Origin of the sequence: Mesorhizobium sp., assembly GCF_041661565.1 — a bacterium.
Taxonomy (GTDB): domain Bacteria; phylum Pseudomonadota; class Alphaproteobacteria; order Rhizobiales; family Rhizobiaceae; genus Mesorhizobium.
This window is the reverse complement of sequence record NZ_JBAZUD010000008.1, coordinates 40,954-64,000: the sequence shown is the minus strand read 5'-3', so window position 1 is coordinate 64,000 and position 23,047 is coordinate 40,954. Positions and strand designations below refer to the sequence as shown.

Sequence of the window (23,047 nt, the reverse complement as noted above, 5' to 3'; positions counted from 1 at the left end):
CATCTGATCGGAAAATGGACGCGCTAGCCTCAGCACGGTACTAGCCTCATTCGAACAGCCGACCTTGCGCTGCGTCGCATCAGCAAGCCGGTCATGCCCTACGGATTGGCCTGCCTTGCCGCTTCCGCCTCCGCCACGTCGACCACGCACAGCAGCTCGCCATTTTCGCCGGACACGCGAACCAGCCAACCGGATAGATCGTCGATGCCCGGCTGAAGATCGACCAGGAGATCCACCGCGCAACGGATGGCTTCCGACCGCGCGGCGTCAAGGCTTGGCATTCGCGACGGTGGAATGCGCCTTGTGGCTCCTCCGTCCCGATATTCAAAGATGTACACCTCGCCCGTGCCGTCACTTGCAGACGTCACGTCTACCTGATCGAAATTGCCGTTGCTGCTGGCGTCATAGGCGTTCGCGGCAAGGCCGAACGTTGCCGTCTTCATCAGAATGGCCTTGGCTCTGTCCAGAGCGTCGTCCTCGGCTTTTTCATCGGCGCCGGCCATGTCCACTGTGACGCAGTCATCGCCCTCGCCGCAAAACATGACCCGAAGGATCGACCGGCCATCTGACGTCAGCGGCCTCGTGACTTCTGTTCGAACGATTTGCACGGTCGATCCCTCTCGTCCTGAAAGTGGAGGCTGCCGAAATCAGCCTCCATCAAGTCTCAATCCTGATGCTCGGGCATGTGCTTGAGCTGGTCTTTCGTCCAGGCGGTGACCGCATGGACATCGCCGTCCTCGTCACGCATGAAGTCCAACTGACTTGCGGGAACCGCAACGGCTTTTGCCCCGATGCCGAGGAAACCGCCGACATCGATGACGACCTGGCTGCCGTGCAGATGGGAAACGGTGCCGATCTTCTCGTCGTCCGCGCCGTAAATGGTCGCGCCGTCGAGGATGTCGGCGGTCAACTCGTTGCTGGCCAGACGTACGTGGTTGGTGTGGTCCATGGCTGCATCTCCTGTTGTTGGAGATGTTGCAACCCGCAACCGAACGAAGGGTTCCGTCTGGAGTGACGTCGCCCGACAAGATCTTGGCGGGGCTGTCGGGCCAGTTCTGAATTGAAATGGTCCGGTCCGCCCGGAAGATGGCCAGCCCTCCGCAACGTCTGTCGCGCGACTGATCGTGATCTTGGCTACGCCACCATCACCACTTCGTTGAACGCATCCAGGTCGACGTAGAAAACCTTGGTGATCTCCTCGACCAGTCTGTCCTGGTCGCAGCCCTGCGACCTCAGGATGTTCACGGCCGTGATGATGTCGACCCGCTCGGTGAGACGTCGCTTCTGGTAGTCCTCGATGTAGCGTTCCATGGCCGTCCTTTGCCTGTGTGCCCAAACGCGTTGAACGACAAACAGATCGCGGGAGAATGCCCGGCGCCAGGAGGCGCGTCGATCCGCGATAACCAGACTGATACGGAAGCGGCCGACTCACAAAAGCCAAGAATAGACTAGCACGCGATATCAAGCATGCCAGAGACAACAGGTGGGCGGATCGGAGAATTATTGGACTTGCAAAGGACTTCGCATCGTCGACTGAAGTCCAGTGCCTGTTCTAGACCGTCAGGAATTTACGGACATCAGCGCGGTCCAGGTCTTCTGCCGGCCCCGTATGGACGATCACGCCGCGATCCATGATGTTGACCTCATCGGCGAGCTCGCGGCAGAAATCGAGATACTGTTCGACCAGCAATATGGCAATGCCGGCCTGGTCGCGCAGATAGCGGATGGCGCGGCCGATGTCCTTGATGATCGACGGCTGGATGCCTTCCGTCGGTTCGTCAAGCACCAGCAGCTTTGGCCGCACCACCAGCGCCCGGCCGATCGCCAGTTGCTGCTGCTGGCCGCCGGAAAGGTCGCCGCCGCGGCGGCCGAGCATCTGCTTCAGCACCGGGAACAATTCAAAGACATGGGGGGGAACGTTGCGGTCGGAGCGCTTCAACGGAGCGAACCCCGATTCCAGGTTTTCGCGCACCGTGAGCAGCGGGAAGATCTCCCTGCCCTGCGGTACGAATGCGATGCCCGACCGGGCGCGATCATACGCCGCGCTCCGGTCGAGCGCCTTCCCCTCGAAGGCAACGCTTCCGCTCGTCAGCCGGTGATGGCCAACGATCGATCTCATCAAACTGGTCTTGCCGACGCCGTTGCGGCCGAGCACGCAGGTGATCTTGCCGGCCCTCGCTTTCAGCGATACGCCGCGCAGCGCCTGGGCGGCGCCGTAATGCAGAGTGGCGTCCGAAACCTCGAGCATGTCAGCGCCTTTTCCAGAACCTGAGGAACGCCAGGTCGAAGCGATGGAACTGGACCCGCCAGATCATGGTCATCTCCCCAGATAGACTTCGACGACGCGCTCGTCGGCCGACACAAAATCGAGTGTCCCCTCGGAGAGCACCGAGCCCTCGTGCAGACAGGTGACCTTGACGCCAAGTTCGCGCACGAAATGCATGTCGTGCTCGACGACGATGACCGAATGGTCGCGCGCGATGTCCTTGAGCAGCCGTGCGGTTTCCTCTGTCTCGGCGTCGGTCATGCCGGCGACAGGCTCGTCCACCAGCAGCAGCTTCGGGTCCTGCGCCAACAGCATGCCGATCTCCAGCCACTGCTTTTGCCCATGGCTGAGATTGGCCGCCAGTTCGTTGCGCTTGTCGCCAAGCCGGATGATGCCGAGGATATCGTCGATCTGCCGCGCCTCGGCGACCGACCGGCGGTGGAACAGCGCCGGAAAGATTGAGCGCGGCCCCTTCAGCGCCAGCATCAGGTTCTCCTCGATCGTGTGGCTCTCGAAGACCGTGGGCTTCTGGAACTTTCGGCCGATGCCCATCATGGCGATCTCGGCTTCGTCGTGCTTGGTCAGATCCACCTGGCCGTCGAAGAACACCTCGCCCTCGTCGGGACGTGTCTTGCCGGTGACGATGTCCATCATCGTCGTCTTGCCGGCGCCATTGGGACCGATGATGGCGCGCATCTCGCCCTTGTCGAGCACCAGCGAAAGATTGTTGATGGCGCGAAAGCCGTCGAAGGAAACGGAGACGCCGTCGAGATAGAGGATCGTGTCGCTCTTCGACATGGCCCCTTACTCCGCCGGCTGCGGTTCGGGATTGGACGACGACCATTCGCCAGCCGTGCGCGCCGCGCCGTGGATGATCCGCTGTTCGCCGACCCGGCCATCGGTGCCGGCCTCCTCGGCCAGCGACGCCGCCCGCAGCGCCCTGGCGTTGCCGCGCCAGGAATCCCACATGCCGATGATGCCCTTGGGCAAGAGCAGCGTAACGGCGACGAACAGGCCGCCAAGCGCAAACAGCCACAATTCCGGCAGCACACCGGTGAACCAGGACTTGCCGGCATTGACGAGCAGCGCGCCGATGATCGGCCCGACGATGGTGCCGCGGCCGCCGACGGCCGCCCAGATCACCACCTCGATCGAATTGGATGGCTCGAACTCGCCGGGGTTGATGATGCCGACCTGCGGCACGTAGAGCGCGCCGGCTATGCCGGCCATCACCGCCGACACGGTGAAGGCGAACAGCTTCACGTTTTCAGCCCGCCATCCGAGGAAGCGCGTGCGGCTCTCGGCATCGCGCACCGCCATCAGCAGCTTGCCGTATTTCGAGCCGACGATCGCCCAGGTGACGAAGACACCAAGCGCGAGCGTCACCGCTGTGGCGGCGAACAGCGCCGAACGCGTCGCGTCGGCCTGCACGTTGAAACCCAGAATATCCTTGAAATCGGTCAGGCCATTGTTGCCGCCAAAGCCCATGTCGTTGCGGAAGAAGGCGAGCAGCAGAGCATAGGTCATCGCCTGCGTGATGATCGAGAGATAGACGCCGGTGACGCGGCTGCGGAAGGCGAACCAGCCGAAGACGAAGGCAAGCAGTCCGGGTACAGCCAGCACCATGAGCACGGCGAACCAGAAATGGTCAAAGCCGGTCCAGAACCATGGCAGCTCCTTGTAGTTCAGGAACACCATGAAGTCCGGCAGGATCGGGTTGCCGTAGACGCCGCGCGAGCCGATCTGGCGCATCAGGTACATGCCCATCGCGTAGCCGCCGAGCGCGAAGAAGGCGCCGTGGCCGAGCGAAAGGATACCGCAATAGCCCCAGACAAGGTCGAGCGCGAGCGCCAGCAGCGCATAGCTGAGATATTTGCCGGTCAGCGCGACGATGTAGGAGGGGATGTAGAACGCGCTGGTCGGCGACACAGCCAGGTTCAGCACCGGGACGATGACGGCCACCGCCAGCAGGATGAAGATCGTGATGGCGATCCGGCGATCGGCGCCGGCGGCGAAGAAGCGTCCTGACATCATGCTTCCACCGCCCTGCCCTTGAGCGCGAACAGGCCGCGCGGGCGCTTCTGGATGAACAGGATGATCAGCACCAGAACGACGATCTTGCCCAGCACCGCTCCGGCATAGGGTTCGAGGAACTTGTTGACGATGCCAAGCGAGAAGGCGCCGACCAGCGTGCCCCACAGATTGCCGACACCGCCGAAGACGACGACCATGAAGCTGTCGATGATGTAGCCGCGGCCGAGATTGGGCGACACATTGTCGATCTGGCTGAGCGCCACGCCCGCTATGCCGGCAATGCCCGACCCCAGCGCAAAGGTCAGCGCGTCGACCCATGGCGTCCTGATGCCCATCGAGGCCGCCATGCGCCGGTTGGCGGTGACGGCGCGCATCTGCAGGCCCCAAGGTGTACGCTTCATCACATAGAGCAGCACGCCGAACACGGTGAGCGCGAAAACCAGGATCCAGAGGCGGTTCCAGGTGACCGCGAGCTGGCCGACATTGAATGAGCCCGACATCCAGGACGGGTTTCCGACCTCCTGGTTCGTCGGCCCGAAGATCGAGCGCACGGCCTGTTGCAGGATCAGCGAAACGCCCCATGTCGCCAGCAGCGTCTCCAGCGGACGGCCATAGAGGAAGCGGATGACGCCGCGCTCGATGACCAGACCAACCAAGGCCGAGACGAGAAAGGCCAGCGGCAGCGCAATGACCAGTGACCAGTCGAACAGGTCGGGAAAGGACGTGCGGATCACTTGCTGGACGACGAAGGTGGTGTAGGCGCCGAGCATGACCATCTCGCCATGCGCCATGTTGATGACGCCCATGACGCCGAAGGTGATGGCAAGCCCGATCGCCGCCAGCAGCAGCACCGACCCCAGCGAAATGCCGTACCAGATGTTCTGGCCGGCATCCCAGAACGCCAGCGTAGAATTGATGTTGCGGATAGCCGCGGTCGCCGCGTCCTTGACTGATCCGGAGGCGTTGGCCTCGACGGAGGTGAGCAGCGAAACCGCGTCGCGATCGCCACGCGAGCCGATCAGCGCGATGGCGGCGAGCTTGTCCGCCTCGGGTTGATCCGACACCAGGACCGAAGCGGCACGAGCCTGCTCGAGCAGCGTCTTGACGCTCGCCACGGTTTCGCCGGCGATCGCCGCGTCGAGCGGCGCGATATTGGAGGCATCGGGCGTCTTGAACATTGTGTCTGCGGCAGCGATGCGGACAGCCGGATCCTTGGAACCAAGCGTCAACGTGCCCAGCGCATCGCGGATGGCGCGACGCAGCGTGTTGTTGACGCCGACCTTGGTAATGTCGTCGCCGGAGGCCTCGCCCGCTGCCTCGCCGCTCAGCGGATCGAAGAGCTGGAAGTTTGCGTCACCTTCCTGGCCGACAAACACCATCGAGTCGGCTGTGCGAACGTAAAGATTGCCGTCCGCCAATGCAGCAAGCGGCCGTTCGACAGCCGGATCGCCCGTGGCCGTCAACTCTTGAACGACAGCTCCTGTTTCGGAAAAGCCCGTCGCTGTCGCGAATTTGGCGATGATGGCGCGCAGATCGGCTTCGGCGGCGCCCGAGGACGACAGCGTCGCCAGCAGGAACAACAGCGTCAGGCCAATCGCGTGCAAGGTCTTCATCGGCTTTTGATGGCTCGTGGGGGTTGAACTGGGCGTCCGGACAGTGGCTCCACTGTCCAGACGCACGCGGTCATGGGCTGGACCCGAAGGTCCTGCCCTGGGAGGATCAGTTCGTGCCCTTGCCGCCGCACTTGCCGGTCTTGACGTTGAAGTTGCCGCAGCTGAGCGGCGCGCGCCAATCGGAAATCAGGTCCTTGGAGTCGGGCAGGTAGTCGGACCATTCGTCGCCCATCACCAGGCCCGGCGTCTTTGAGACCGTCTCGAACTGGCCATTGGCCTGGATTTCGCCGATCAGCACCGGCTTGGTGATGTGGTGGTTCGGCATCATCGTCGAGTAGCCGCCGGTCAGGTTCGGCACCGAGACGCCGATCATGGCGTCGATGACCTTGTCCGGATCGGTGGTGCCGGCCTTTTCAACCGCCTTAACCCACATGTTGAAGCCGATATAGTGCGCCTCCATCGGGTCGTTGGTGGTGCGTTTGTTGTTCTTGATGAACTTGTGCCAGCCGGCGATGAACTTCTTGTTCTCGGGCGTGTTGACGCTCTCGAAATAGTTCCAGGCGGCGAGATGGCCGACCAGTGGTTTGGTGTCGAGACCGGCAAGCTCTTCCTCGCCGACCGAGAACGCCATCACCGGGATATCCTCGGCCTTGATGCCCTGGTTGCCGAGTTCCTTGTAGAACGGCACGTTGGCATCACCGTTGACGGTCGAGACGACCGCGGTCTTCTTGCCAGCCGAACCGAACTTCTTGATCGCCGAGACTTCGGTCTGCCAGTCGGAGAAGCCGAACGGCGTGTAATTGGTCATGATGTCTTCGGCCGCGACGCCCTTGGATTTCAGATAGGCTTCGAGGATCTTGTTGGTGGTGCGCGGATAGACGTAGTCGGTGCCTTCAAGTACCCAACGCTTCACCGAGCCGCCGTCCGCGCTCATCAGATAGTCGACGGCCGGAATGGCCTGCTGGTTGGGAGCCGCACCGGTGTAGAACACGTTGCGCTCGCTTTCCTCGCCCTCGTACTGGACGGGATAGAACAGGATGTTGTCGAGTTCGCTGAACACCGGCAGAACCGATTTGCGCGACACCGAGGTCCAGCAGCCGAACACCGCCGCGACCTTGTCCTTCGAGATCAGCTCGCGCGCCTTTTCGGCGAACAGCGGCCAATTCGACGCCGGATCGACGACCACTGCCTCGAGCTTCTTGCCGAGCAGACCGCCCTTTGCATTCTGCTCGTCGATAAGCATCAGCATGGCGTCCTTAAGAGTCGTCTCCGAAATCGCCATGGTCCCCGACAGCGAATGAAGAATGCCGACCTTGATCGTATCGTCCGCCGCCTTGGCCGGAACGGACATCAGAACGCCGGCCGCAACCACGCTCGCCGCAAACATTTTTGTTATTGTAGAGAAACTGCCCCTCATAGTGCACACTCCAAGCCTGGTTCACTTTACCGCTGGAGTGCAATGCAACCGCCGTGCCAATCCGCGCGGCGGTGTCAGATGCGAACGAATTCGCAAAGAATATCAAACGCTTGATATATTAGCCTTATGGAAACAAGGAAAGCCGGTTAAAAATGTGTTGAGAGGAATTTACGCAACGGCCCGCGCCTTATGCCTACTTTTTGATCAGATATTTCATTTGCCTAGATTTTGGCCGTTGTCCCATTCGGTCGACGCGATTGTTGCGGCGCTGTGCCGATCTAGGGCAAACTCACCCTTCAAAACCGAGCGCTCGTATGACATCCCTCGTCTCCCGCATCATTGTCGCCATATCGCTCCTGGCGGCGACAGCCGGTGCCGTACGCGCCGACTTCAACGACGGCAGGCTGCCGGACGGCACCTACCGCTGCGAGGTCTATCTGTTGGGCATGTTCATCAATCTTGGCGACATCACCATCAAGGGCAACGTCTATAGCGGCCCCGTCATCTTCGGCACCGCACGGCAGGGCTATAATTACCAGATGGATGCCAACGGCGCGATCTCATGGCTCGGACCATTGGGCGGCTATACCGCGGGCGGCAACTCGATCTCGCTGACCCAGGCGACGCTGGACGGTCCGGACGGACCCTCCTTCGACATCATCATGAAGCAGCCGGACGGCGCCTTCACGGCGTCCACCTGCACGAAGGGCTGATACGCCCGAAAAAGAGAACGCGGAACCTTGGGGGTCCGCGTTCTCAGGCAGTCGGGAGGTCAAATGGTCTTGGCTGACATCTGCGAGGCAATGTAATCGGCCTGGCGAATGGCCAGCGACACGATCGTGAGCGTCGGATTTTCCGCGGCGCCCGTGGTGAACTGGCTGCCGTCCGACACGAACAGGTTCTTGATGTCGTGCGCCTGCCCGTGCTTGTTGACGACGCCGTCCGCCGCTTTCTCGCTCATCCGGTTGGTGCCGAGATTGTGGGTCGACGGATAGGGCGGCGTCGGGAAGGTGCGGGTGGCGCCGACCGCGGCGTAAAGCGCCGTGGCCTGTTTGTAGGCGTGGCTGCGCATCGCTGTGTCGTTTGGATGGTCGTCGAAATGCACATCGGCCACCGGCATGCCATGCGCGTCCTTCTCATCGGCATGTAGCGTGATGCGGTTCTCCGCGCGCGGCATGTCCTCGCCGACGATCCACAGGCCTGCCATGTGGTCGTAGTGGTCGAGCGCCGTGGTGAAGGAACGGCCCCAACTGCCGGGGTCAAGGAAGGCTGCCATGAACGGCAGGCCCAGCGACAGCGTCTCGAACTCGTAGCCGCCGACAAAACCGCGCGACGGATCATGACGCGCCTCGTCGCGGATTATCCCGGCCATGGTGGTGCCGCGATACATGTGCACCGGCTTTTCGAAAATGGCGTAGACCGAGCCTGTGGTGTGACGCATGTAGTTCTTGCCGACCTGCCCCGACGAGTTGGCGAGACCGTCTGGAAATTTTCCGGACGCCGAGTTGAGCAGCAGCCGCGGGCTCTCGATCGAGTTGCCGGCGACCGCGACGATGCGGGCCTTTTGTTCGTGCAGCTTGCCGTCCTTGTCGGCATAGACGACGCCGGTCACCTTCCCGGAGGCATCATGGTTGATCTTTATCGCCATGGCGTTCGGCCTGACCTCGAGATGGCCGGTTGCCTCGCCCTTCGGAATCTCGGTGTAGAGCGTCGACCATTTGGCACCCCATTTGCAGCCCTGGAAGCAGAACCCGGTCTGCTGGCAGGAGTTGCGGTCGTCGCGCTGGACGGAATTGATGGCCATGTTGCCGGTATGGCATTCCTTGTAGCCTAGCTTGTCGGCGCCGGCCTTCAGCACCTTGAAATTGTTGTTGCCGGGCAGTCTCGGCCAGTCATTGGTGCCCGTGACGCCCATCTTGGCTTCGGCTTTGGCGTAGTACGGCTCCATCTCGGCCAGCGTGATGGGCCAGTCGAGCAGGTTCGCGCCTGCGACCTTGCCGTAGGTCGAAAGCGTCTTGAACTCGTGCTCCTGGAAGCGCAGCGAGGCTCCGGCCCAGTGGGTGGTCGAGCCGCCGACGGCTTTGACGATCCAGGCCGGCAGGTTCGGGAAGTCCTTCGCCACCCGCCAGTCGCCCGACGTCGTGCGTTTGTCCGTCCAGGCGAGCTGGGAGAACGAATCCCACTCGTCGTTGATGAAGTCCTCGTATTCGTGGCGCGCGCCGGCCTCGAGGATAACGACATCGACGCCCTTCTGCGCGAGTTCGTTGCCGAGCGTGCCGCCGCCGGCCCCCGAGCCGATGATGACGACCACGCCATCGTTGTTCAGGTCAAATGCTGCTGCCATGATTTCCTCCCAGAATTCCTGTTTGCGGGTCTTGAGATCGACGGCGGCTCACAGCCAGTCGATGTCGCCGAAACCGCGCGCGATGTAGCCGCCCTTGGAATAGGACTCGCCCTCGTAGCCAAAGATCGGCCAGACCTCTTTCTGGTTGTAGAGGCCGACCACGAGGCCGCCTCGGATGGTCTGGAAGAATGGCGTCGTCTCGATCTGCTTCAGCACCGCGACCCGCTGCTCCTCCCAGCCAAGGCCCCGATAGCCTCCATCGCCGGACTTCTTGTCGATGTCGGCGATGCCGTCTTCGATCATGGACTTGTAGGCGGCGTCCTTGCCGGCCTTCTCGTCGTGACCCTTCACGGCGATGGCGTAATATCTGTCGGGAACCTGATCGTGCGGGTAAACGTCGCGCGCCATCTGGATCAGCGTCGCCATGGTTTCAGGCTTGAGTGCTGACGTTTCGAGCCCCCAGGCATGTTCGGGGCTGATGACGGCGCTGCCGGAAATGACCAGCAACGCGCCGATGCCGCCACGTCTGAGAAGTTCACGACGTGAAAGTCCAGGCTTCGCGTCATAGATCGTGACCATTTTATTCCTCCCTGCTTGCTATTTGCGCCTTGGAAAGCGCCGTTGCTGGCTCCGCGCCTGGCGGTGCGGCTGCGATGTCGTCTACTGGAAGCGGCCTCCACGTTGCAGAACCTCGATCTTGTAGCCGTCGGGGTCCTCGATGAAGAAGAAGCGGGCGATCAGCGACCCGTCATGGTTGAACTCGACGATCTTTTTCGGGTTGAGGCCAAGCGCGCCAAGCCGGTCATGTTCACTGTCGAGATCGGCGACGGAGACAGCGAGGTGGCCATAGCCGTCGCCCAGCGCATAAGGCTCCTGGCGGCCCTTGTTCACGGTCAGCTCGACCTCGAACCCCGTTTCGGCATTGCTGAGATAGATGAGCGTGAACGTCTCGAAATCCAGCCTGTCGGCGACATCGAGCCCGAAAGCGTTTCTGTAGAAATCGACGGACCGGGCCTCATCGAAAACCCGGATCATGGAATGGATCGCCTTCGCCAAATCAGTCTCCGTCGTTGCGTGTCGAGGCGATTATGAGCGGCGCCGGGAAAAGGTGGTGGCAGCCGGTTACCACGCCAAGAAGCGTGAACTATTCTCCGAGACGCTATACGGACGAAAGTCCGATTGCCGTGACGGCCATTTTGCCGGAAAGTGATGTCGGGGACGAGCCGTGTTGGCGAAACGCGGACCGTCCACCCAAGATCAACAATCATGGGAGGTTTGTCGGATGTGCAGGGTATTTGCGGGCCAGGATCCCGAAGGCTATCGTCAGATCAACCGGTCGATCCGTATCGACGGACACTCCACCAGCATCCAGCTGGAAGCCACGTTCTGGGCGCTGCTGGACGAGATCGCGGATAGCCAGGGATTGACCACGCCGAAATTCATCTCGAAGCTCTACGACGAAGCGATCGAGATCAATGGCGCCATCCCCAACTTCGCGTCGATGCTGCGCACCACGTGCGCGCTCTATCTGCGCGGCCACCGGCCTGACCTGGACGAGCAGATCGTGCCGAAGCGGCGAGCCGCCTAGTCACGGCTGGTCCACGGCGACATCAAGCGCCAGACCGGCCATACCGGCGAAAAGCGCCTGGCGTTCGGAATAGTCGGTGAATTCGCCGGTTTCGATGTTGTCGACCACGGTGCAGATCGACAGCGCCCGCGCGCCGAAGTGCCCGGCGATGCGATAGAGCGCGCTGGTTTCCATGTCCACGGCCAGGGCTCCCGCGGCCCGTGCATCGGCAAAGCGGGCATGACCCTCCGGATGATGGAAGATATCGCTGCAGGCTGTCAGGCCGGCATGGTGGTCGATGCCAAGTTCGGCCGCCCTGGTCAGGGCCCGTGCAAAAAGCGCTGGATCGGCGCCGGAGGCAGCATTGTAAAGACCGAAAACCTGGCCGCTTTGATCGCTTTCGGGAAGTGCCGAACGCGAGATGACAATGCTGCGCAACTTTACCGCGGCTGTCAGACCGCCGCAGGTGCCCGTGCGGATCAACGTGCGGGCTCCGTAGTAGTCCAAGAGCTCATGCGCGTAGATCAAAAAGGACGATACGCCAATGCCGGTCGCCTGGATGCTGACCGGTTTACCGCGAAACTGTCCGGTGAATCCCAATGCCCCGCGCCGGCGATTGATACAGCGCGGCGCCTGCAGGAAAGTCTGCGCCATCCAGGCCGCGCGCTGCGGGTCGCCCGGCAGCAACACCGTGTCGGCGAAATCGCCCTTTCCTGCCTCGATGTGTGGCGTCAACCGCTGCTCCCCAAAGCACGCTTGCCGTTTCACCCGCAATCATGGCGTAGTGGCGGCATAGCGCAAGGGCAGATATCGAACGCTTAGGACTCCAGCACGTCCTTGACGATCGTCGCCAGTTGCTTGAGCGAGAACGGTTTCGGCAGGAAGCCGAAATGCGCGTCGGCCGGCAGATTTCTGGCAAAGGCGTCCTCGGCATAGCCGGACACGAAGACGAACTTGATGTCCGGGTTGCGCTTGCGCAACTCGCCAAGCAGCGTCGGTCCATCCATCTCCGGCATCACCACGTCGGAAACGACGATATCGACCTTGCCGCCCAGCGCCTCGTAGACTTCGAGCGCCTCGACGCCCGAGGATGCCTCGTGGACGGTGTAGCCGCGCGACACCAGTGCCCGCATGCCGCCCATGCGGACCGCGTCCTCGTCCTCGACCAGCAGCACGGTCGCCGATCCGGACAGGTCCTTGGCGGCATCGGCGACCTTGGCCGGCACCGCCGGCACATCGGTGGGCTCGCCCGCCTTCTTCACCTCAGCGATATGGCGCGGAAGGAAGATGCGGAACGTCGTCCCCTTGCCAACCTCGGAATCGCAGAAGATGTAGCCGCCGGTCTGCTTGATGATGCCATAGACCATCGACAGGCCCAGCCCCGTGCCCTTGCCGACTTCCTTGGTGGTGAAGAACGGCTCGAAGATCTTTTTCAGCACATCGGGCGTGATGCCGCTGCCGGTGTCCTCCACCTCGACCACCACATAGTCGCCCGGGGTGAGTTCGCGGTAGGAAAAGGCCTTGGATTCGTCCGATGTCACGTTGCGGGTGCGCACGGTCAGGTCGCCGCCCGCCGGCATGGCGTCGCGCGCATTGACCGCGAGGTTGACCACCACCTGCTCGAACTGGCCGATATCGACCTTGACCGGCCACAGATCGCGGCCGTGGTCGACCTTGAGCTTGATGTCATTGCCGACCAGGCGTGCAAGCAGCATCCTGAGATCGGCGAGCACGTCGGTCAGGTTGAGCACCTCTGGCCGCAGCGTCTGCTTGCGCGAAAAGGCCAGCAGCTGCCGCACCAGCGAGGCTGCCCGGTTGGCGTTCTGCTTTATGTTCATGATGTCGGGGAAGGATGGATCCGACGGGCGGTGGTTGGTCAACAACAGGTCCGACGCCATGATGATGGCTGTCAGCACGTTGTTGAAGTCGTGCGCGATGCCGCCGGCAAGCTGGCCGACCGCCTGCATCTTCTGGCTTTGCGCCATCTGCCCCTCGAGCGCCTTCTGTTCGGTCGTCTCGACGGCATAGACGATCGCCGACTCCTCGGCGCCCTCGCCGCCCGTGCCGTCGGCAACCGCGTTGACATAGAAACGGATATGCCGCTCCTCATTGCCCGGCAGCAACGTGTCGATCGGCTCGATGTCGGCCTGCCGCTGCCGCGCCCTTTCGAACGCCACGGCAAAGGCCGGCCGGTCGCGCTCGTGGATCACCGTATCGAGGCGCACGCGCCGATCGACGGCGTCCCGGTCGACGACGGACGAGAACAGCGACAGGAACGGCGCATTGGTGCGCAGGATGCGCCCATTATCGTCGACGCCGGCGATGGCCATCGGCGTCGAGTTGAAGAAGCGGGTGAACCGTACTTCCGAAGCACGCAGGTCGGCCGAGGCGTCCTCGCCCTGCGTGCGATTGAGCACGATCGTGCGTGTCGGACCATTGACGCCCTCGCGGCTGGCCGAGACCCGATGCATGAAGCGCACGGGCAGCGCCTCGCCCGTCATCGTGGTCAGGTCGAGGTCGATGACGGCGTTGCGCGTCGTGCCGGGATCGGCCTTGACCGAGCGCACCAGCGCCATGCCGTCACCGGCGACGATCTCCGGCAAGGAAACGGCGCCGGGAGTGAAGCTGGCAAGGTCGATGCCCAGCCATTCGGCGAGCGTGGCGTTGATATAGGTGACGCGGCCCTCCTGGTCGGCCGAAAAGAAGCCGGCCGGCGCGTGATCGAGGTGATCGATCGCCTTCTGCAGATCGAGGAAGAAGCGCTCCTGCTCGGCGCGCTCCTGCGAAATGTCGGCAAGCTGCCAGGCCAGCATCGGAGGCCGCTGCCCCGGAACACTGAAGGTCCGGGCCCGGGCCCGGTACCAATGCGCGCCCGGTTCGGCGCCGGGCCGGATGGATTGCGCCAGCCGGAACTCGCCGTCGCCGGACTGTCCGTCGCGCAGGCCGGACGCCAGCCGATAGATGGTCACCGAGGCTTCCGGAACATCCGACAGCAACCCCTCGACCGTCTTGAGGTCGGCCGCCGACGACGCTCCCGTCATGTCGGCATAGGCCCGGTTAGCGTAGACGACACGGCCCTTGGTATCCGTCACGAGAAGGCCCTGGGACATGGAATCGACGAAGGATTTCGACAGTTCATCGCCTGTCGATCGCGGCGTGATCTGAACGAAGCCGATCGCGGTCGCGAACAGGAAGCCGACGCCGATCATGGCCAGCACACCGAGCATGCCGAGCAGGAAAGGATCGCCGAGACGCTCGCGGAAAAGGCCGAAGACGGTTGCCGCCCCCGTCAGAACAACGATGAAAATGATAAGCCGGGTCACCGCGCCCGGTCGCGTGTTCTGGTCGACGATCGGTACCGGATAGAAATCGCCGCGCGCTTCCTTGGCCATGTGCCCCCTGCTCGTGAAATCCGGTGTTCCGACACCCGCCCCTAGCGGGTTGAATCATATTCTCCTAGTCCGGAAAAGGCCTGCGCGGCAAATGTCGGATAAAAATGACGTCCGTTCGGCCTCTGGGGTTTTGAAGCTGTTCAACAAGGGCGAAAGGCAACTTGCGGTGGCCCGCCGCGACGGTCTAGTGTCGCGTCACTTCCAAGGGCGATCAGGGGAAACCAATGCAGTGGCTGGATAGCGTGGCGGGCCCCGGTTATGCCGCGGCACTGTTGTGGACATTCGCGGCGCTTATCCTGCTGGTCATCGTCCTCGTCATCATCAAGATGTTGCGAAGCCTGACATTCGGGACCTTCGTCGCGGGCGGCAGGAACCGCAAGACACGGCTGGCCGTCATGGACGCGACTGCCGTCGATAGCCATCGCCGGCTGGTGCTGGTGCGCCGCGACGACATCGAGCATCTGCTTTTGATAGGCGGACCCACAGATGTCGTCGTCGAACGCGATATCCGGCTTTCGGCGCCCCGCCGTCCGGCCCTGACCGGCGACGGTGGCCCGCAGCAGGTCACGGCAACGGCAGCGCCAGCGTCACCAAGGCCGCGCGCGCCCCAGCCTGCTCCCGCCCCCGCCCCGGCAAGACAGGCGCCGGCTCCGCAGCCGCCGAGCCCGGCGCCACCTGCGCGTCAGCGCCAGACCGCACCGGAACCGGCTCCGACGCCGAAGGCACCTGTGCAAACCTACCAGTCGGCCAATGTGACGCCGCTGCCCGCCTATGGCTCAGCCAATGCCAATACCGTCAGGCACGCGCCGCCGCCGGTGCACGACAGCATGGACGATGCGTTGATGAAGGAACTGGAAGTCTCGCTGGACGAGCCTCGCCCAGTCGCCCCGATGGGTAAACCGCAGGCGAAGGCACCGCCGTCGCTCGACGACGAAATGACGAAACTGCTGGGCGAGCTTTCCAGCCAGAAGCGGTAAAGCGGCGACCAGCTCGCCCTGCCCGACAAGAAAATGGCCGGAAACCCGGCCATTTGAAAATCAACGTCGCCGCTATCGGCGTATCGTCCAGGTTCGACGTCAATCGTCGCGGTAGACCTTCTCGCGGCGCTCGTGCCGCTCCTGCGCTTCTATCGACAATGTCGCGATCGGACGCGCGTCCAGCCGCTTGAGTGCGATCGGTTCGCCGGTCTCCTCGCAATAGCCGTAGGTGCCTTCGTCGATGCGCTGCAAGGCGGAATCGATCTTGGAAATGAGCTTGCGCTGGCGGTCGCGAGCCCTGAGTTCAATGGCGCGGTCGGTTTCCGAGGAAGCGCGATCCGCGAGATCTGGATGGTTGGCGTTTTCCTGTTGCAGGATCTCGAGTGTCTCGCGCGCCTCGCGCAGGATGTCGTTCTTCCATGTCACGAGCTTCAGGCGGAAGTAGGATTTCTGCCGCTCGTTCATGAACGGCTCGTCTTCGGAGGGTACGTAGTCGGCGGTAACGATGTCGTTCATTAGACTCACCCAAACTGCCCCAAATTTCGCGCCTATATATTCGTCGCCCGACACCTGTACAAGCGCAAACAGTCGCCGTCTCGAGCAATTGTTAATGTCCGAGGCGAGCGGTGTTGACGGCAAAACTGCGCGCGTCGACGGCCGAAATCCGTCGATCGTGCCACGCCATTTCATGGGTGAGTCGTCGAGGCACGGGACATGGGCATTGTGCGCCAGGCCATTCTCATGGCTAATCCAGCGGCTTCGGCATCTCACACGAGCGGAGGTTGGGTGAGCAGGCTTTTTCTTTTGCGGCATGCCAGGGCGGGGTGGGCGCTGCCGGGCATGCGTGACTTCGATCGGCCGCTCGACCTGTCCGGTCGCGCCGACGCCGAAGCGATGGGGGCGGCCATGCGGGCCCGGACCTACATTCCCGACCTCACTTTGTGCTCGAAGGCGACACGCGCCAGGGAGACGCTCGAAGCCCTGGCCGGCCAGACGGATACCGGCAAAGTGCTGTTCTTCGAGACGCTCTACAGCGAAGATGCGGCCGGCTACCTCAGCCTCATCCGCGACAATGGCGGACCGGGTTCGCTGCTCGTCATCGGCCACAACCCGATGACGGAGGATCTCGCCATCGCGGTTTCGGGCGACGGAGACGAGAAAGCGCGGGCAATGCTCAACCATGGCTTCCCGACGTCGGGCCTGGCGGTTATCCGCTTCGACGGCGATCTGGCTACGGCCGCCCAGGGCGGTGGCTATCTCGAAGCGTTCCTGACACCCGCCGATCTCTGATAGCGGCCACGGCCGCCATTTCAAAGCCGGGTTGCAGCGCCTATATCCGGCGGGCACAAGCTCGAGAGATCATATTTTGGCATCATCGCTGACCACTTTCACCGACGAGGCGAGGATTGCCCTCGACACTTTGTCGGGCCGTGCCAGCGGGCTTTTTTCTCCGTCGCTGCGCTTGGGCGTCACCGGCCTTTCCCGCGCCGGCAAGACGGTCTTCATCTCGGCATTCGTCCACAATCTGATCCATGGTGGACGCCTGCCGCTGTTCGAGGCGCAGAAATCCGGGCGCATTGCCCGCGCTTTCCTCGAGCAGCAGCCGGACGATGCCGTGCCGCGTTTCCAATATGAGGATCACATCGCCGCCCTCGTCAACGGCCGCGACTGGCCCGACTCGACCCGCGCCATTTCGGAACTGCGGCTGACCATCGAATATGAATCGGCCTCCGGCTGGAGCCGCATGTTCTCCTCCGGAAAACTTTCCGTCGATATCGTCGACTATCCCGGTGAATGGCTGCTCGACCTGCCACTGCTTGGCAAATCCTTCGCCGATTTCTCGCGCGAGGCGTTCGAAATGGCGGATCTTCCGGTGCGCGAGGACCTGTCGCGGCAATGGCGGGCGGTCGCCGCCGAGGTCGATCCGAATGCAGATGCCGACGAGATGACGGCGCGCCGGCTGGCCGAGAGCTTCGCGGCCTATCTCAAGGCCTGCAAGCTCGACGAGCGGGCCCTTTCGACCTTGCCGCCGGGGCGCTTCCTGATGCCAGGCGACCTCGAAGGCTCGCCGGCGCTGACATTCGCGCCCATGGCGGGGCTCGGCGACAGGCGTCCGCGCCAGGGATCGCTGCACGCCATGATGGAAAGGCGCTACGAGGCCTACAAGACGCATGTCGTCAAACCGTTCTTCCGCGAACACATCACTCGTCTCGACCGGCAGGTCGTGCTGATAGACGCCATGCAGGCTCTGAACGCCGGTCCCGGCGCCATGGCCGATCTCGAGCGCGCGGTGACCGAAATCCTCAGCTGTTTCCGTCCCGGCCGTGGCAGCATCTTCACCGACCTGTTCTCGCGGCGCATCGATCGCATACTGGTTGCCGCCACGAAAGCCGATCACCTGCACCATGAGAGCCACGACCGTCTCCAGGCGATCGTGCGGCGGCTTGCCGACCGCGCCGTCGCACGGGCGAATTTCACCGGCGCCGGTGTCGATGTCGTCGCCATGGCGGCGGTGCGCGCGACACGCGAAGGCACGGTCAAGCAAGGCCGCGAGACGTTGCCGGTCATCATCGGCACACCGATCGCCGGCGAGAAGATCAACGGCGAAACATTCGACGGAAAAACGGAAACAGCGATATTTCCCGGTGACTTGCCGCAGAATAGTGATGCTGTGTTCGAAGGTTCGGGACCAGGCCACGGCTTGGACGCCACGGATCCGACAATCCGCTTCGTCCGGTTCCGCCCGCCCAAACTCGAACGCACGGCCGAAGGCGTCACCCTGTCGCTGCCGCATATCAGGCTCGACCGCGCCTTGCAGTTCCTGATCGGAGACCATCTGGCATGAACCCGCCCCGCAAGCCGGCGGCCTTCCGCATCGAGCCGGAAGCCGAGCCAAGACAAGCGACGCCGCAATCGCGTCATGCCTCGCCCGAGACGTCGAGGAAGCCCAGCGCTTTAAAGACCGACATCGCCATGGTCATCCCGGCGGAAGTCGATGTCTTCGACGAGCCCGACATCGTCACCGCCGAGCCGCCACCCGCCATCGCTCCGAGGAAACGCTCGCTGCTCGGCAGCATTTTCTTTGGCGCGTTCGGCGTGCTGGTTTCGCTGGCGATCGGGCTGTGGACCGACCAACTCATCCGCGAGCTGTTCGCGCGCGCTGAATGGCTGGGCTGGCTGGCCGCAGGCATGGCCGGCATCGCCGTGGTGGCGCTTGTGGTCATCCTGATTCGCGAATTCCTGGCGATCGCGCGTCTCGCCGACGTCGAAAAACTGCAGAGGCGCGCACTCGACGCCATAGCGCGCGACGATCCCAAGACAGCGCGATCGGTTGTCGACGAACTGTCGGCCTTTGTGGCGTCCAAACCGGAAACCGCCGCCGGCCGGCGCGCGCTTGCCGACCTGCGCGGCGAAATCATCGACGGCGGCAATCTGGTGCGTCTGGCCGAAACGGAGATTCTCGGCCCCCTCGATGCCAGGGCAAAAATCATGATCCTCGAGGCGGCCAAGCGCGTCTCATTGGTGACGGCGGTCAGTCCGCGCGCCCTCGTCGATGTCGCCTATGTCGTGTTCGAGGCCGGGCGCCTGATCCGCCGCCTGTCGGAACTCTATGGCGGGCGGCCGGGAACGCTGGGCTTCTTCCGCCTGGCGCGCAGCGTGCTGGCGCATCTCGCCGTCACCGGGTCGATCGCGGTCGGCGACAGTTTCGTCCAGCAGATCGTCGGCCACGGGCTGGCGGCGCGCCTCTCGGCGAAGCTTGGCGAAGGCGTCGTCAACGGCATGATGACAGCGCGCATCGGCATCGCCGCGATGGAGACGGCAAGACCCCTGCCCTTCAGCGCCGCGAAGCGGCCCGGGCTGGGCGATTTCCTCTCGGCATTGACATCGTTCGCAACCCGGAAAGGCACCGAAGCCGCCGAGCTCCGGAAGTAGCACCATGATCGTCCGGACGTTCCCCGCACCGCGCTTTCAGAGCGCAAGGGTGACGAAGCATTAACCAATCTTGTTCATGGTCAAACCGGTTCCAAACAGTGTCTTTGTTGCCGGGTGTCGTCGATGAAAAGCGTAATTCTGTCTCGTGTCGTGCCGATGGCGCTCGCATTCGCCGCTACCGTCGGCATTGCCGGAAAGGCTTTCGCGGCCGAACCCGACAAGCAGTTCTTCGAATCGGCCGAGGGCAAATGGGTCGGGCCAGGCGAAATCGTCGCCGGCAAGTACAAGGGCACCAAGTTCAACTGCAGCTTCACCGGCTCTTCCCCCGACGGCAAGATGGGCATGGCGCTGGACGGCGGCTGCCGAGTCGGTGTCTTCACCCAGCCGATGTCGGCCAGGATCGAGCGCAAGGGCCGCGACTACAAGGGCTCCTTCATGGGAGGCGCGGCGGGTGCGGGCCTCGACATCATCGGCGGCAATGTGGTCGATCCCCACAAGGTGGTCTTCACCATCAACCGCAACCAGCTGCGCGGCGTCATGCAGGCCCGCATTCCCGACGACAATTCGATGACGGTGACAATTGCCGTGCGGGTGCAGGACCAACTGGTGCCGGTGATCGGAATGAGTCTGAAGCGCGTCGACACCGTCGAAGTCGGTTCCATCGCGCCGAACTGAACATCATCGAGCCCACTTGAAGAGCCGCGGCCAACCGCCGCCGCCTGATGCTTGGTTATTACCGCCTGGACTTTGGCTGATAGGTCAACCGCGTCTCGTCGCGATCTGTGGCAACACGCCAGGCGGCTTGCCGGCGTTAACTCATGCCCCGAATTCGATCTGTTCCATCCCCGGCTGACCCCTTATGTGGCTCTCCTGAATCAGGCCCTGAAAATCGGAATCGATTTTCGCCGGGGATCATGCGCAAAATCAGACTGCCGTAGCGATCTAGGCATCAAGGGATGTCCGTGACGGCCCCGACCGCGGACGCCGCGGTCCTCGAAACGAGCGGAATGACGGCATGGCGGTAGAGGCATCGAGCAGCGATCTGGTCCAGGTGGTGGCGCTGCTTGCCGCCGGCGTGGTCGCTGTTCCCATCTTCAAGCGCATGGGCCTCGGCTCCATCCTTGGCTATCTGGCAGCCGGCGTCGTGATCGGCCCGTTCGGCATCGGCGTGTTCTCCGAATCGGAGGCCATCCTGCATGTCGCCGAACTCGGCGTGGTGATGTTCCTGTTCATCATCGGGTTGGAAATGCAGCCGTCGCGGCTGTGGGGCCTGCGCCGCGAAATCTTTGGTCTCGGCGCGCTGCAGGTCGGCGTCTGCGCGGTCTTGCTGACCGGCGTCGGCGTAGCCGGAGGCTTTCCGGTGGCGCAAGCCTTCGTTGCCGGCGCGGGCTTCGTGCTGACGTCAACGGCGATCGTCATGCAGCTTCTCGAGGAGCGCGGCGAAATCGCCGCGCCCAAAGGCCAGCGCATCGTTTCCATTCTCTTGCTCGAAGATCTCGCCATCGTGCCTCTGCTCGCGCTGATAGCGTTCCTGGCCCCGGGCGGTGCCGACACAAGCCTGACCGAACGGCTGACCGACGTCGGCATCGGCCTTGCGGCCATCGCCGGACTTGTGTTGGCCGGCCGCTATCTGCTCAACCCATTCTTTCGCATCCTGGCCGATGCCCGCGCCCGCGAGGTGATGACGGCAGCGGCCCTGCTGGTCGTTCTCGGATCCGCGCTCGCCATGCAACTCAGCGGCCTGTCGATGGCGATGGGCGCCTTCCTTGCCGGCGTGCTGCTCTCGGAATCGACCTTCCGTCACCAGCTGGAAGCCGACATCGAGCCGTTCCGCGGTATCCTGCTCGGCCTGTTCTTCCTTGCTGTCGGCATGTCGCTCGACCTGCATGTCGTCGCCGAGAACTGGCGGCTGGTCGCAATCTATGTCGTCGCCTACATGGTGATGAAGGCGCTTGGCATCTACGTCGTCGCCCGCGTCCTGAAGACAGGCCATCGGGAAGCGCTGGAGCGCGCCGTCTTCATGGCGCAGGGCGGGGAATTCGCCTTCGTTCTCTATTCGGCGGCAGCGGCGGTCGGCATTATCGACAGCCAGGCCAACGCCACCCTGACGGCGATCGTCATCATTTCCATGGTGCTGACCCCGCTGGCGATCATCGCCTTGCGCTCGATCACACCACGCGACGAGCAGTCGCTTGACGGCATCGACGTCGCCGATGGCCTTACCGGCAGCGTGCTGATCATCGGCTTCGGGCGCTTCGGCCAGATCGCCAGCCAGCCGCTCTTGCTGCGCGGCATCGACGTTTCGATCATCGACAACGAGGTCGAAATGATCCAGGCGGCGGCGGATTTTGGCTTCAAGGTCTATTATGGCGACGGCACGCGGCTGGACATCCTGCACGCCGCCGGCGCCGGCCGGGCGCGCGCTGTCCTGATCTGCGTCGACAAGGCGGATGTGGCCGTTCGCATTGCCCAGCTGGTCAAGGCAGAGTTTCCCCTGCTCACGGTGCTGGCGCGCGCCTATGACCGGGGAACCGCGCTGCAGCTCATTCGCGCCGGCGTCGACTTCCAGTTGCGTGAAACCTTCGAGTCGGCGCTGGTGTTCGGCGGCTCGGCCCTCGAAGCGCTCGGCGTCGATCCGGAAGACGTGGCCGATGTGATCGAGGATGTCCGCCGCCGCGACACGGCCCGCTTCGAGACGCAGCTCGCCGAAGGCATCCGCTCCGGCCAGCGCTTCCTCAAGGGCAATATCGGCACACCGATCCCGACACCGCTCTCCACGCCGCGCAGACCCGGTCGGGCGCTCAGTGAAGAGACCGCCGGCGTGCTGCACAAATCCGATCCGGCAGATTGAGCGAGGACCTGCGCATGGAATTGGACATCAGAGCCCTGTCGGTCACCGAATTCTGGCGCGATGCCGGAGAGGATGCATGGTTCAAGGTGAACGAGGCCTTCGACGCCGACTTCCGCCGCCGCTTCCTCGATCTGCACCACGCCGCGGCGCGGCGGGAATGCGACGGCTGGTCGGACCATGCCGAAGGGTCGCTCGCGCTGATGATCCTGCTCGACCAGTTTCCGCGCAACTGCTTTCGCCGCACGGCGCATATGTACGCGACCGATCCGCTCGCCAGATATTTCGCCGCGAAGGCGATCGCCGCCGGCCACGATCTGCAGCTCGACGAGACAATCCGCGTCTTCCTCTATTTGCCCTATGAACATTCAGAGCTGATGGCCGACCAGGACCTGTCGGTCGAGCTGACCCGGACCAGGGCCGAACCCTACCTGAAATACGCCGAAGAGCACAGCGACATCATCCAGCGTTTTGGCCGCTTTCCGCATCGAAACAGCATGCTCGGCCGCGAGACCACGCCGGAGGAAAAGGCATTTCTGGACGGTGGTGGTTTCTCCGGCTGACGCCGGCCCAATTCGCAACGGATCTCATACTTGCGAACACTCAGCTTGCAGGAGCCAAGGCTGTCCCATGCAGCCTGTTCGACGCCACGCGCC

Annotated in this window: 23 protein-coding genes; 9 read left to right on the top strand and 14 right to left on the bottom strand. The window is 63.1% G+C overall.

What is annotated here, in order from left to right; translation table 11 throughout:
* Positions 1 to 98: 98 nt before the first annotated feature.
* The 8 genes from WC739_RS03000 to urtA all read right to left on the bottom strand — a co-directional run bounded on the left by WC739_RS03000 (position 99) and on the right by urtA (position 7,300).
* The gene (locus WC739_RS03000) at positions 99 to 443 is read right to left on the bottom strand and encodes a hypothetical protein (protein WP_372951534.1); all 345 of its coding nucleotides are present in this window, start codon (positions 441 to 443) and stop codon (positions 99 to 101) included.
* Between the two features lie 221 nt (positions 444 to 664).
* Positions 665 to 949 carry a PRC-barrel domain containing protein gene (locus tag WC739_RS02995; protein WP_372951533.1) on the bottom strand — a complete coding sequence of 95 codons (285 nt, stop codon included), beginning with the start codon at positions 947 to 949 and terminating at the stop codon, positions 665 to 667.
* 185 nt (positions 950 to 1,134) lie between these two features.
* Positions 1,135 to 1,311 carry a hypothetical protein gene (locus WC739_RS02990; RefSeq protein ID WP_372951532.1) on the bottom strand — a complete coding sequence of 59 codons (177 nt, stop codon included), beginning with the start codon at positions 1,309 to 1,311 and terminating at the stop codon, positions 1,135 to 1,137.
* A gap of 241 nt (positions 1,312 to 1,552) precedes the next feature.
* Complete coding sequence (urtE, locus tag WC739_RS02985) at positions 1,553 to 2,248, bottom strand: urea ABC transporter ATP-binding subunit UrtE (protein ID WP_372951531.1); 696 nt, start codon at positions 2,246 to 2,248, stop codon at positions 1,553 to 1,555.
* Between the two features lie 69 nt (positions 2,249 to 2,317).
* On the bottom strand, positions 2,318 to 3,064 hold the full coding sequence (urtD, locus tag WC739_RS02980; protein WP_372951530.1) for an urea ABC transporter ATP-binding protein UrtD: 747 nt from the start codon (positions 3,062 to 3,064) through the stop codon (positions 2,318 to 2,320).
* A 6-nt stretch (positions 3,065 to 3,070) separates the two neighbouring features.
* Positions 3,071 to 4,300: an urea ABC transporter permease subunit UrtC gene (gene urtC, locus WC739_RS02975; RefSeq protein WP_372951529.1), complete on the bottom strand. Its 1,230-nt coding sequence runs from the start codon at positions 4,298 to 4,300 to the stop codon at positions 3,071 to 3,073.
* Complete coding sequence (gene urtB / locus WC739_RS02970) at positions 4,297 to 5,913, bottom strand: urea ABC transporter permease subunit UrtB (RefSeq protein WP_372951528.1); 1,617 nt, start codon at positions 5,911 to 5,913, stop codon at positions 4,297 to 4,299. The genes urtC and urtB overlap by 4 nt, the downstream gene beginning before the upstream one ends.
* Positions 5,914 to 6,019: 106 nt before the next feature.
* Positions 6,020 to 7,300 (bottom strand): urea ABC transporter substrate-binding protein, encoded by a 1,281-nt coding sequence (gene urtA, locus WC739_RS02965; RefSeq protein ID WP_372951527.1) that lies wholly within the window; start codon positions 7,298 to 7,300, stop codon positions 6,020 to 6,022.
* Positions 7,301 to 7,644: 344 nt separating this feature from the next.
* Between urtA and WC739_RS02960 the strand changes: the two genes are divergently transcribed.
* Positions 7,645 to 8,043, top strand: coding sequence for a hypothetical protein (locus tag WC739_RS02960; protein WP_372951526.1), 399 nt, complete (start codon positions 7,645 to 7,647; stop codon positions 8,041 to 8,043).
* A gap of 59 nt (positions 8,044 to 8,102) precedes the next feature.
* On the opposite strand, the gene WC739_RS02955 is transcribed toward WC739_RS02960, so the two are convergent.
* From WC739_RS02955 to WC739_RS02945, 3 genes are all read right to left on the bottom strand, one after another.
* On the bottom strand, positions 8,103 to 9,674 hold the full coding sequence (locus WC739_RS02955; protein WP_372951525.1) for a GMC family oxidoreductase: 1,572 nt from the start codon (positions 9,672 to 9,674) through the stop codon (positions 8,103 to 8,105).
* 48 nt (positions 9,675 to 9,722) lie between these two features.
* On the bottom strand, positions 9,723 to 10,253 hold the full coding sequence (locus WC739_RS02950; protein WP_372951524.1) for a gluconate 2-dehydrogenase subunit 3 family protein: 531 nt from the start codon (positions 10,251 to 10,253) through the stop codon (positions 9,723 to 9,725).
* Positions 10,254 to 10,334: 81 nt separating this feature from the next.
* Positions 10,335 to 10,730 carry a VOC family protein gene (locus tag WC739_RS02945; RefSeq protein WP_372951523.1) on the bottom strand — a complete coding sequence of 132 codons (396 nt, stop codon included), beginning with the start codon at positions 10,728 to 10,730 and terminating at the stop codon, positions 10,335 to 10,337.
* Between the two features lie 226 nt (positions 10,731 to 10,956).
* On the opposite strand from WC739_RS02945, the gene WC739_RS02940 reads away from it, so the two are divergent.
* Positions 10,957 to 11,262 (top strand): ribbon-helix-helix domain-containing protein, encoded by a 306-nt coding sequence (locus WC739_RS02940; RefSeq protein WP_372951522.1) that lies wholly within the window; start codon positions 10,957 to 10,959, stop codon positions 11,260 to 11,262.
* Here WC739_RS02940 and WC739_RS02935 read toward each other — a convergent pair whose 3' ends face one another.
* Together WC739_RS02935 and cckA are read right to left on the bottom strand one after the other, a co-directional pair.
* Positions 11,263 to 11,976, bottom strand: a complete 714-nt coding sequence (locus tag WC739_RS02935; RefSeq protein WP_372951521.1) for a DeoD-type purine-nucleoside phosphorylase — start codon at positions 11,974 to 11,976, stop codon at positions 11,263 to 11,265. It abuts the gene before it with no gap.
* 83 nt (positions 11,977 to 12,059) lie between these two features.
* Positions 12,060 to 14,633, bottom strand: coding sequence for a cell cycle histidine kinase CckA (cckA, locus tag WC739_RS02930; RefSeq protein ID WP_372951520.1), 2,574 nt, complete (start codon positions 14,631 to 14,633; stop codon positions 12,060 to 12,062).
* 224 nt (positions 14,634 to 14,857) lie between these two features.
* On the opposite strand from cckA, the gene WC739_RS02925 reads away from it, so the two are divergent.
* Positions 14,858 to 15,610 (top strand): hypothetical protein, encoded by a 753-nt coding sequence (locus WC739_RS02925; protein ID WP_372951519.1) that lies wholly within the window; start codon positions 14,858 to 14,860, stop codon positions 15,608 to 15,610.
* A 99-nt stretch (positions 15,611 to 15,709) separates the two neighbouring features.
* Here WC739_RS02925 and dksA read toward each other — a convergent pair whose 3' ends face one another.
* Positions 15,710 to 16,126 carry an RNA polymerase-binding protein DksA gene (gene dksA / locus WC739_RS02920; protein ID WP_006202025.1) on the bottom strand — a complete coding sequence of 139 codons (417 nt, stop codon included), beginning with the start codon at positions 16,124 to 16,126 and terminating at the stop codon, positions 15,710 to 15,712.
* A 270-nt stretch (positions 16,127 to 16,396) separates the two neighbouring features.
* Between dksA and WC739_RS02915 the strand changes: the two genes are divergently transcribed.
* The 6 genes from WC739_RS02915 (at position 16,397) to WC739_RS02890 (ending at position 22,954) form a co-directional block, all read left to right on the top strand.
* Positions 16,397 to 16,900, top strand: a complete 504-nt coding sequence (locus WC739_RS02915; RefSeq protein WP_372951518.1) for a histidine phosphatase family protein — start codon at positions 16,397 to 16,399, stop codon at positions 16,898 to 16,900.
* A 76-nt stretch (positions 16,901 to 16,976) separates the two neighbouring features.
* Positions 16,977 to 18,455 (top strand): YcjX family protein, encoded by a 1,479-nt coding sequence (locus tag WC739_RS02910; protein WP_372951517.1) that lies wholly within the window; start codon positions 16,977 to 16,979, stop codon positions 18,453 to 18,455.
* Positions 18,452 to 19,543, top strand: coding sequence for a YcjF family protein (locus WC739_RS02905; RefSeq protein WP_372951516.1), 1,092 nt, complete (start codon positions 18,452 to 18,454; stop codon positions 19,541 to 19,543). The genes WC739_RS02910 and WC739_RS02905 overlap by 4 nt, the downstream gene beginning before the upstream one ends.
* A gap of 123 nt (positions 19,544 to 19,666) precedes the next feature.
* Positions 19,667 to 20,218 carry a hypothetical protein gene (locus tag WC739_RS02900; protein WP_372951515.1) on the top strand — a complete coding sequence of 184 codons (552 nt, stop codon included), beginning with the start codon at positions 19,667 to 19,669 and terminating at the stop codon, positions 20,216 to 20,218.
* A gap of 340 nt (positions 20,219 to 20,558) precedes the next feature.
* Entirely contained in the window at positions 20,559 to 22,394 is a 1,836-nt protein-coding gene (locus WC739_RS02895; RefSeq protein ID WP_372951514.1) for a monovalent cation:proton antiporter-2 (CPA2) family protein, read from the top strand.
* A gap of 14 nt (positions 22,395 to 22,408) precedes the next feature.
* The gene (locus WC739_RS02890; RefSeq protein WP_372951513.1) at positions 22,409 to 22,954 is read left to right on the top strand and encodes a DUF924 family protein; all 546 of its coding nucleotides are present in this window, start codon (positions 22,409 to 22,411) and stop codon (positions 22,952 to 22,954) included.
* The last annotated feature ends 93 nt before the right edge of the window (positions 22,955 to 23,047 follow it).

What these genes read in the sequence shown, in the direction of transcription:
- WC739_RS02990 (WP_372951532.1), bottom strand. Translation starts at nt 1,311, where the DNA reads ATGGAACGCTACATCGAGGACTACCAGAAGCGACGTCTCACCGAGCGG.
- WC739_RS02940 (WP_372951522.1), top strand. Translation starts at nt 10,957, where the DNA reads ATGTGCAGGGTATTTGCGGGCCAGGATCCCGAAGGCTATCGTCAGATC.
- urtA (WP_372951527.1), bottom strand. Translation starts at nt 7,300, where the DNA reads ATGTTTGCGGCGAGCGTGGTTGCGGCCGGCGTTCTGATGTCCGTTCCG.
- urtD (WP_372951530.1), bottom strand. Translation starts at nt 3,064, where the DNA reads ATGTCGAAGAGCGACACGATCCTCTATCTCGACGGCGTCTCCGTTTCC.
- WC739_RS02895 (WP_372951514.1), top strand. Translation starts at nt 20,559, where the DNA reads ATGGCGGTAGAGGCATCGAGCAGCGATCTGGTCCAGGTGGTGGCGCTG.
- WC739_RS02890 (WP_372951513.1), top strand. Translation starts at nt 22,409, where the DNA reads ATGGAATTGGACATCAGAGCCCTGTCGGTCACCGAATTCTGGCGCGAT.
- cckA (WP_372951520.1), bottom strand. Translation starts at nt 14,633, where the DNA reads ATGGCCAAGGAAGCGCGCGGCGATTTCTATCCGGTACCGATCGTCGAC.
- WC739_RS02900 (WP_372951515.1), top strand. Translation starts at nt 19,667, where the DNA reads ATGAAAAGCGTAATTCTGTCTCGTGTCGTGCCGATGGCGCTCGCATTC.
- urtC (WP_372951529.1), bottom strand. Translation starts at nt 4,300, where the DNA reads ATGATGTCAGGACGCTTCTTCGCCGCCGGCGCCGATCGCCGGATCGCC.
- WC739_RS02955 (WP_372951525.1), bottom strand. Translation starts at nt 9,674, where the DNA reads ATGGCAGCAGCATTTGACCTGAACAACGATGGCGTGGTCGTCATCATC.
- WC739_RS02905 (WP_372951516.1), top strand. Translation starts at nt 18,452, where the DNA reads ATGAACCCGCCCCGCAAGCCGGCGGCCTTCCGCATCGAGCCGGAAGCC.
- urtB (WP_372951528.1), bottom strand. Translation starts at nt 5,913, where the DNA reads ATGAAGACCTTGCACGCGATTGGCCTGACGCTGTTGTTCCTGCTGGCG.
- WC739_RS02925 (WP_372951519.1), top strand. Translation starts at nt 14,858, where the DNA reads ATGCAGTGGCTGGATAGCGTGGCGGGCCCCGGTTATGCCGCGGCACTG.
- WC739_RS02995 (WP_372951533.1), bottom strand. Translation starts at nt 949, where the DNA reads ATGGACCACACCAACCACGTACGTCTGGCCAGCAACGAGTTGACCGCC.
- urtE (WP_372951531.1), bottom strand. Translation starts at nt 2,248, where the DNA reads ATGCTCGAGGTTTCGGACGCCACTCTGCATTACGGCGCCGCCCAGGCG.
- dksA (WP_006202025.1), bottom strand. Translation starts at nt 16,126, where the DNA reads ATGAACGACATCGTTACCGCCGACTACGTACCCTCCGAAGACGAGCCG.
- WC739_RS02960 (WP_372951526.1), top strand. Translation starts at nt 7,645, where the DNA reads ATGACATCCCTCGTCTCCCGCATCATTGTCGCCATATCGCTCCTGGCG.
- WC739_RS02950 (WP_372951524.1), bottom strand. Translation starts at nt 10,253, where the DNA reads ATGGTCACGATCTATGACGCGAAGCCTGGACTTTCACGTCGTGAACTT.
- WC739_RS03000 (WP_372951534.1), bottom strand. Translation starts at nt 443, where the DNA reads ATGAAGACGGCAACGTTCGGCCTTGCCGCGAACGCCTATGACGCCAGC.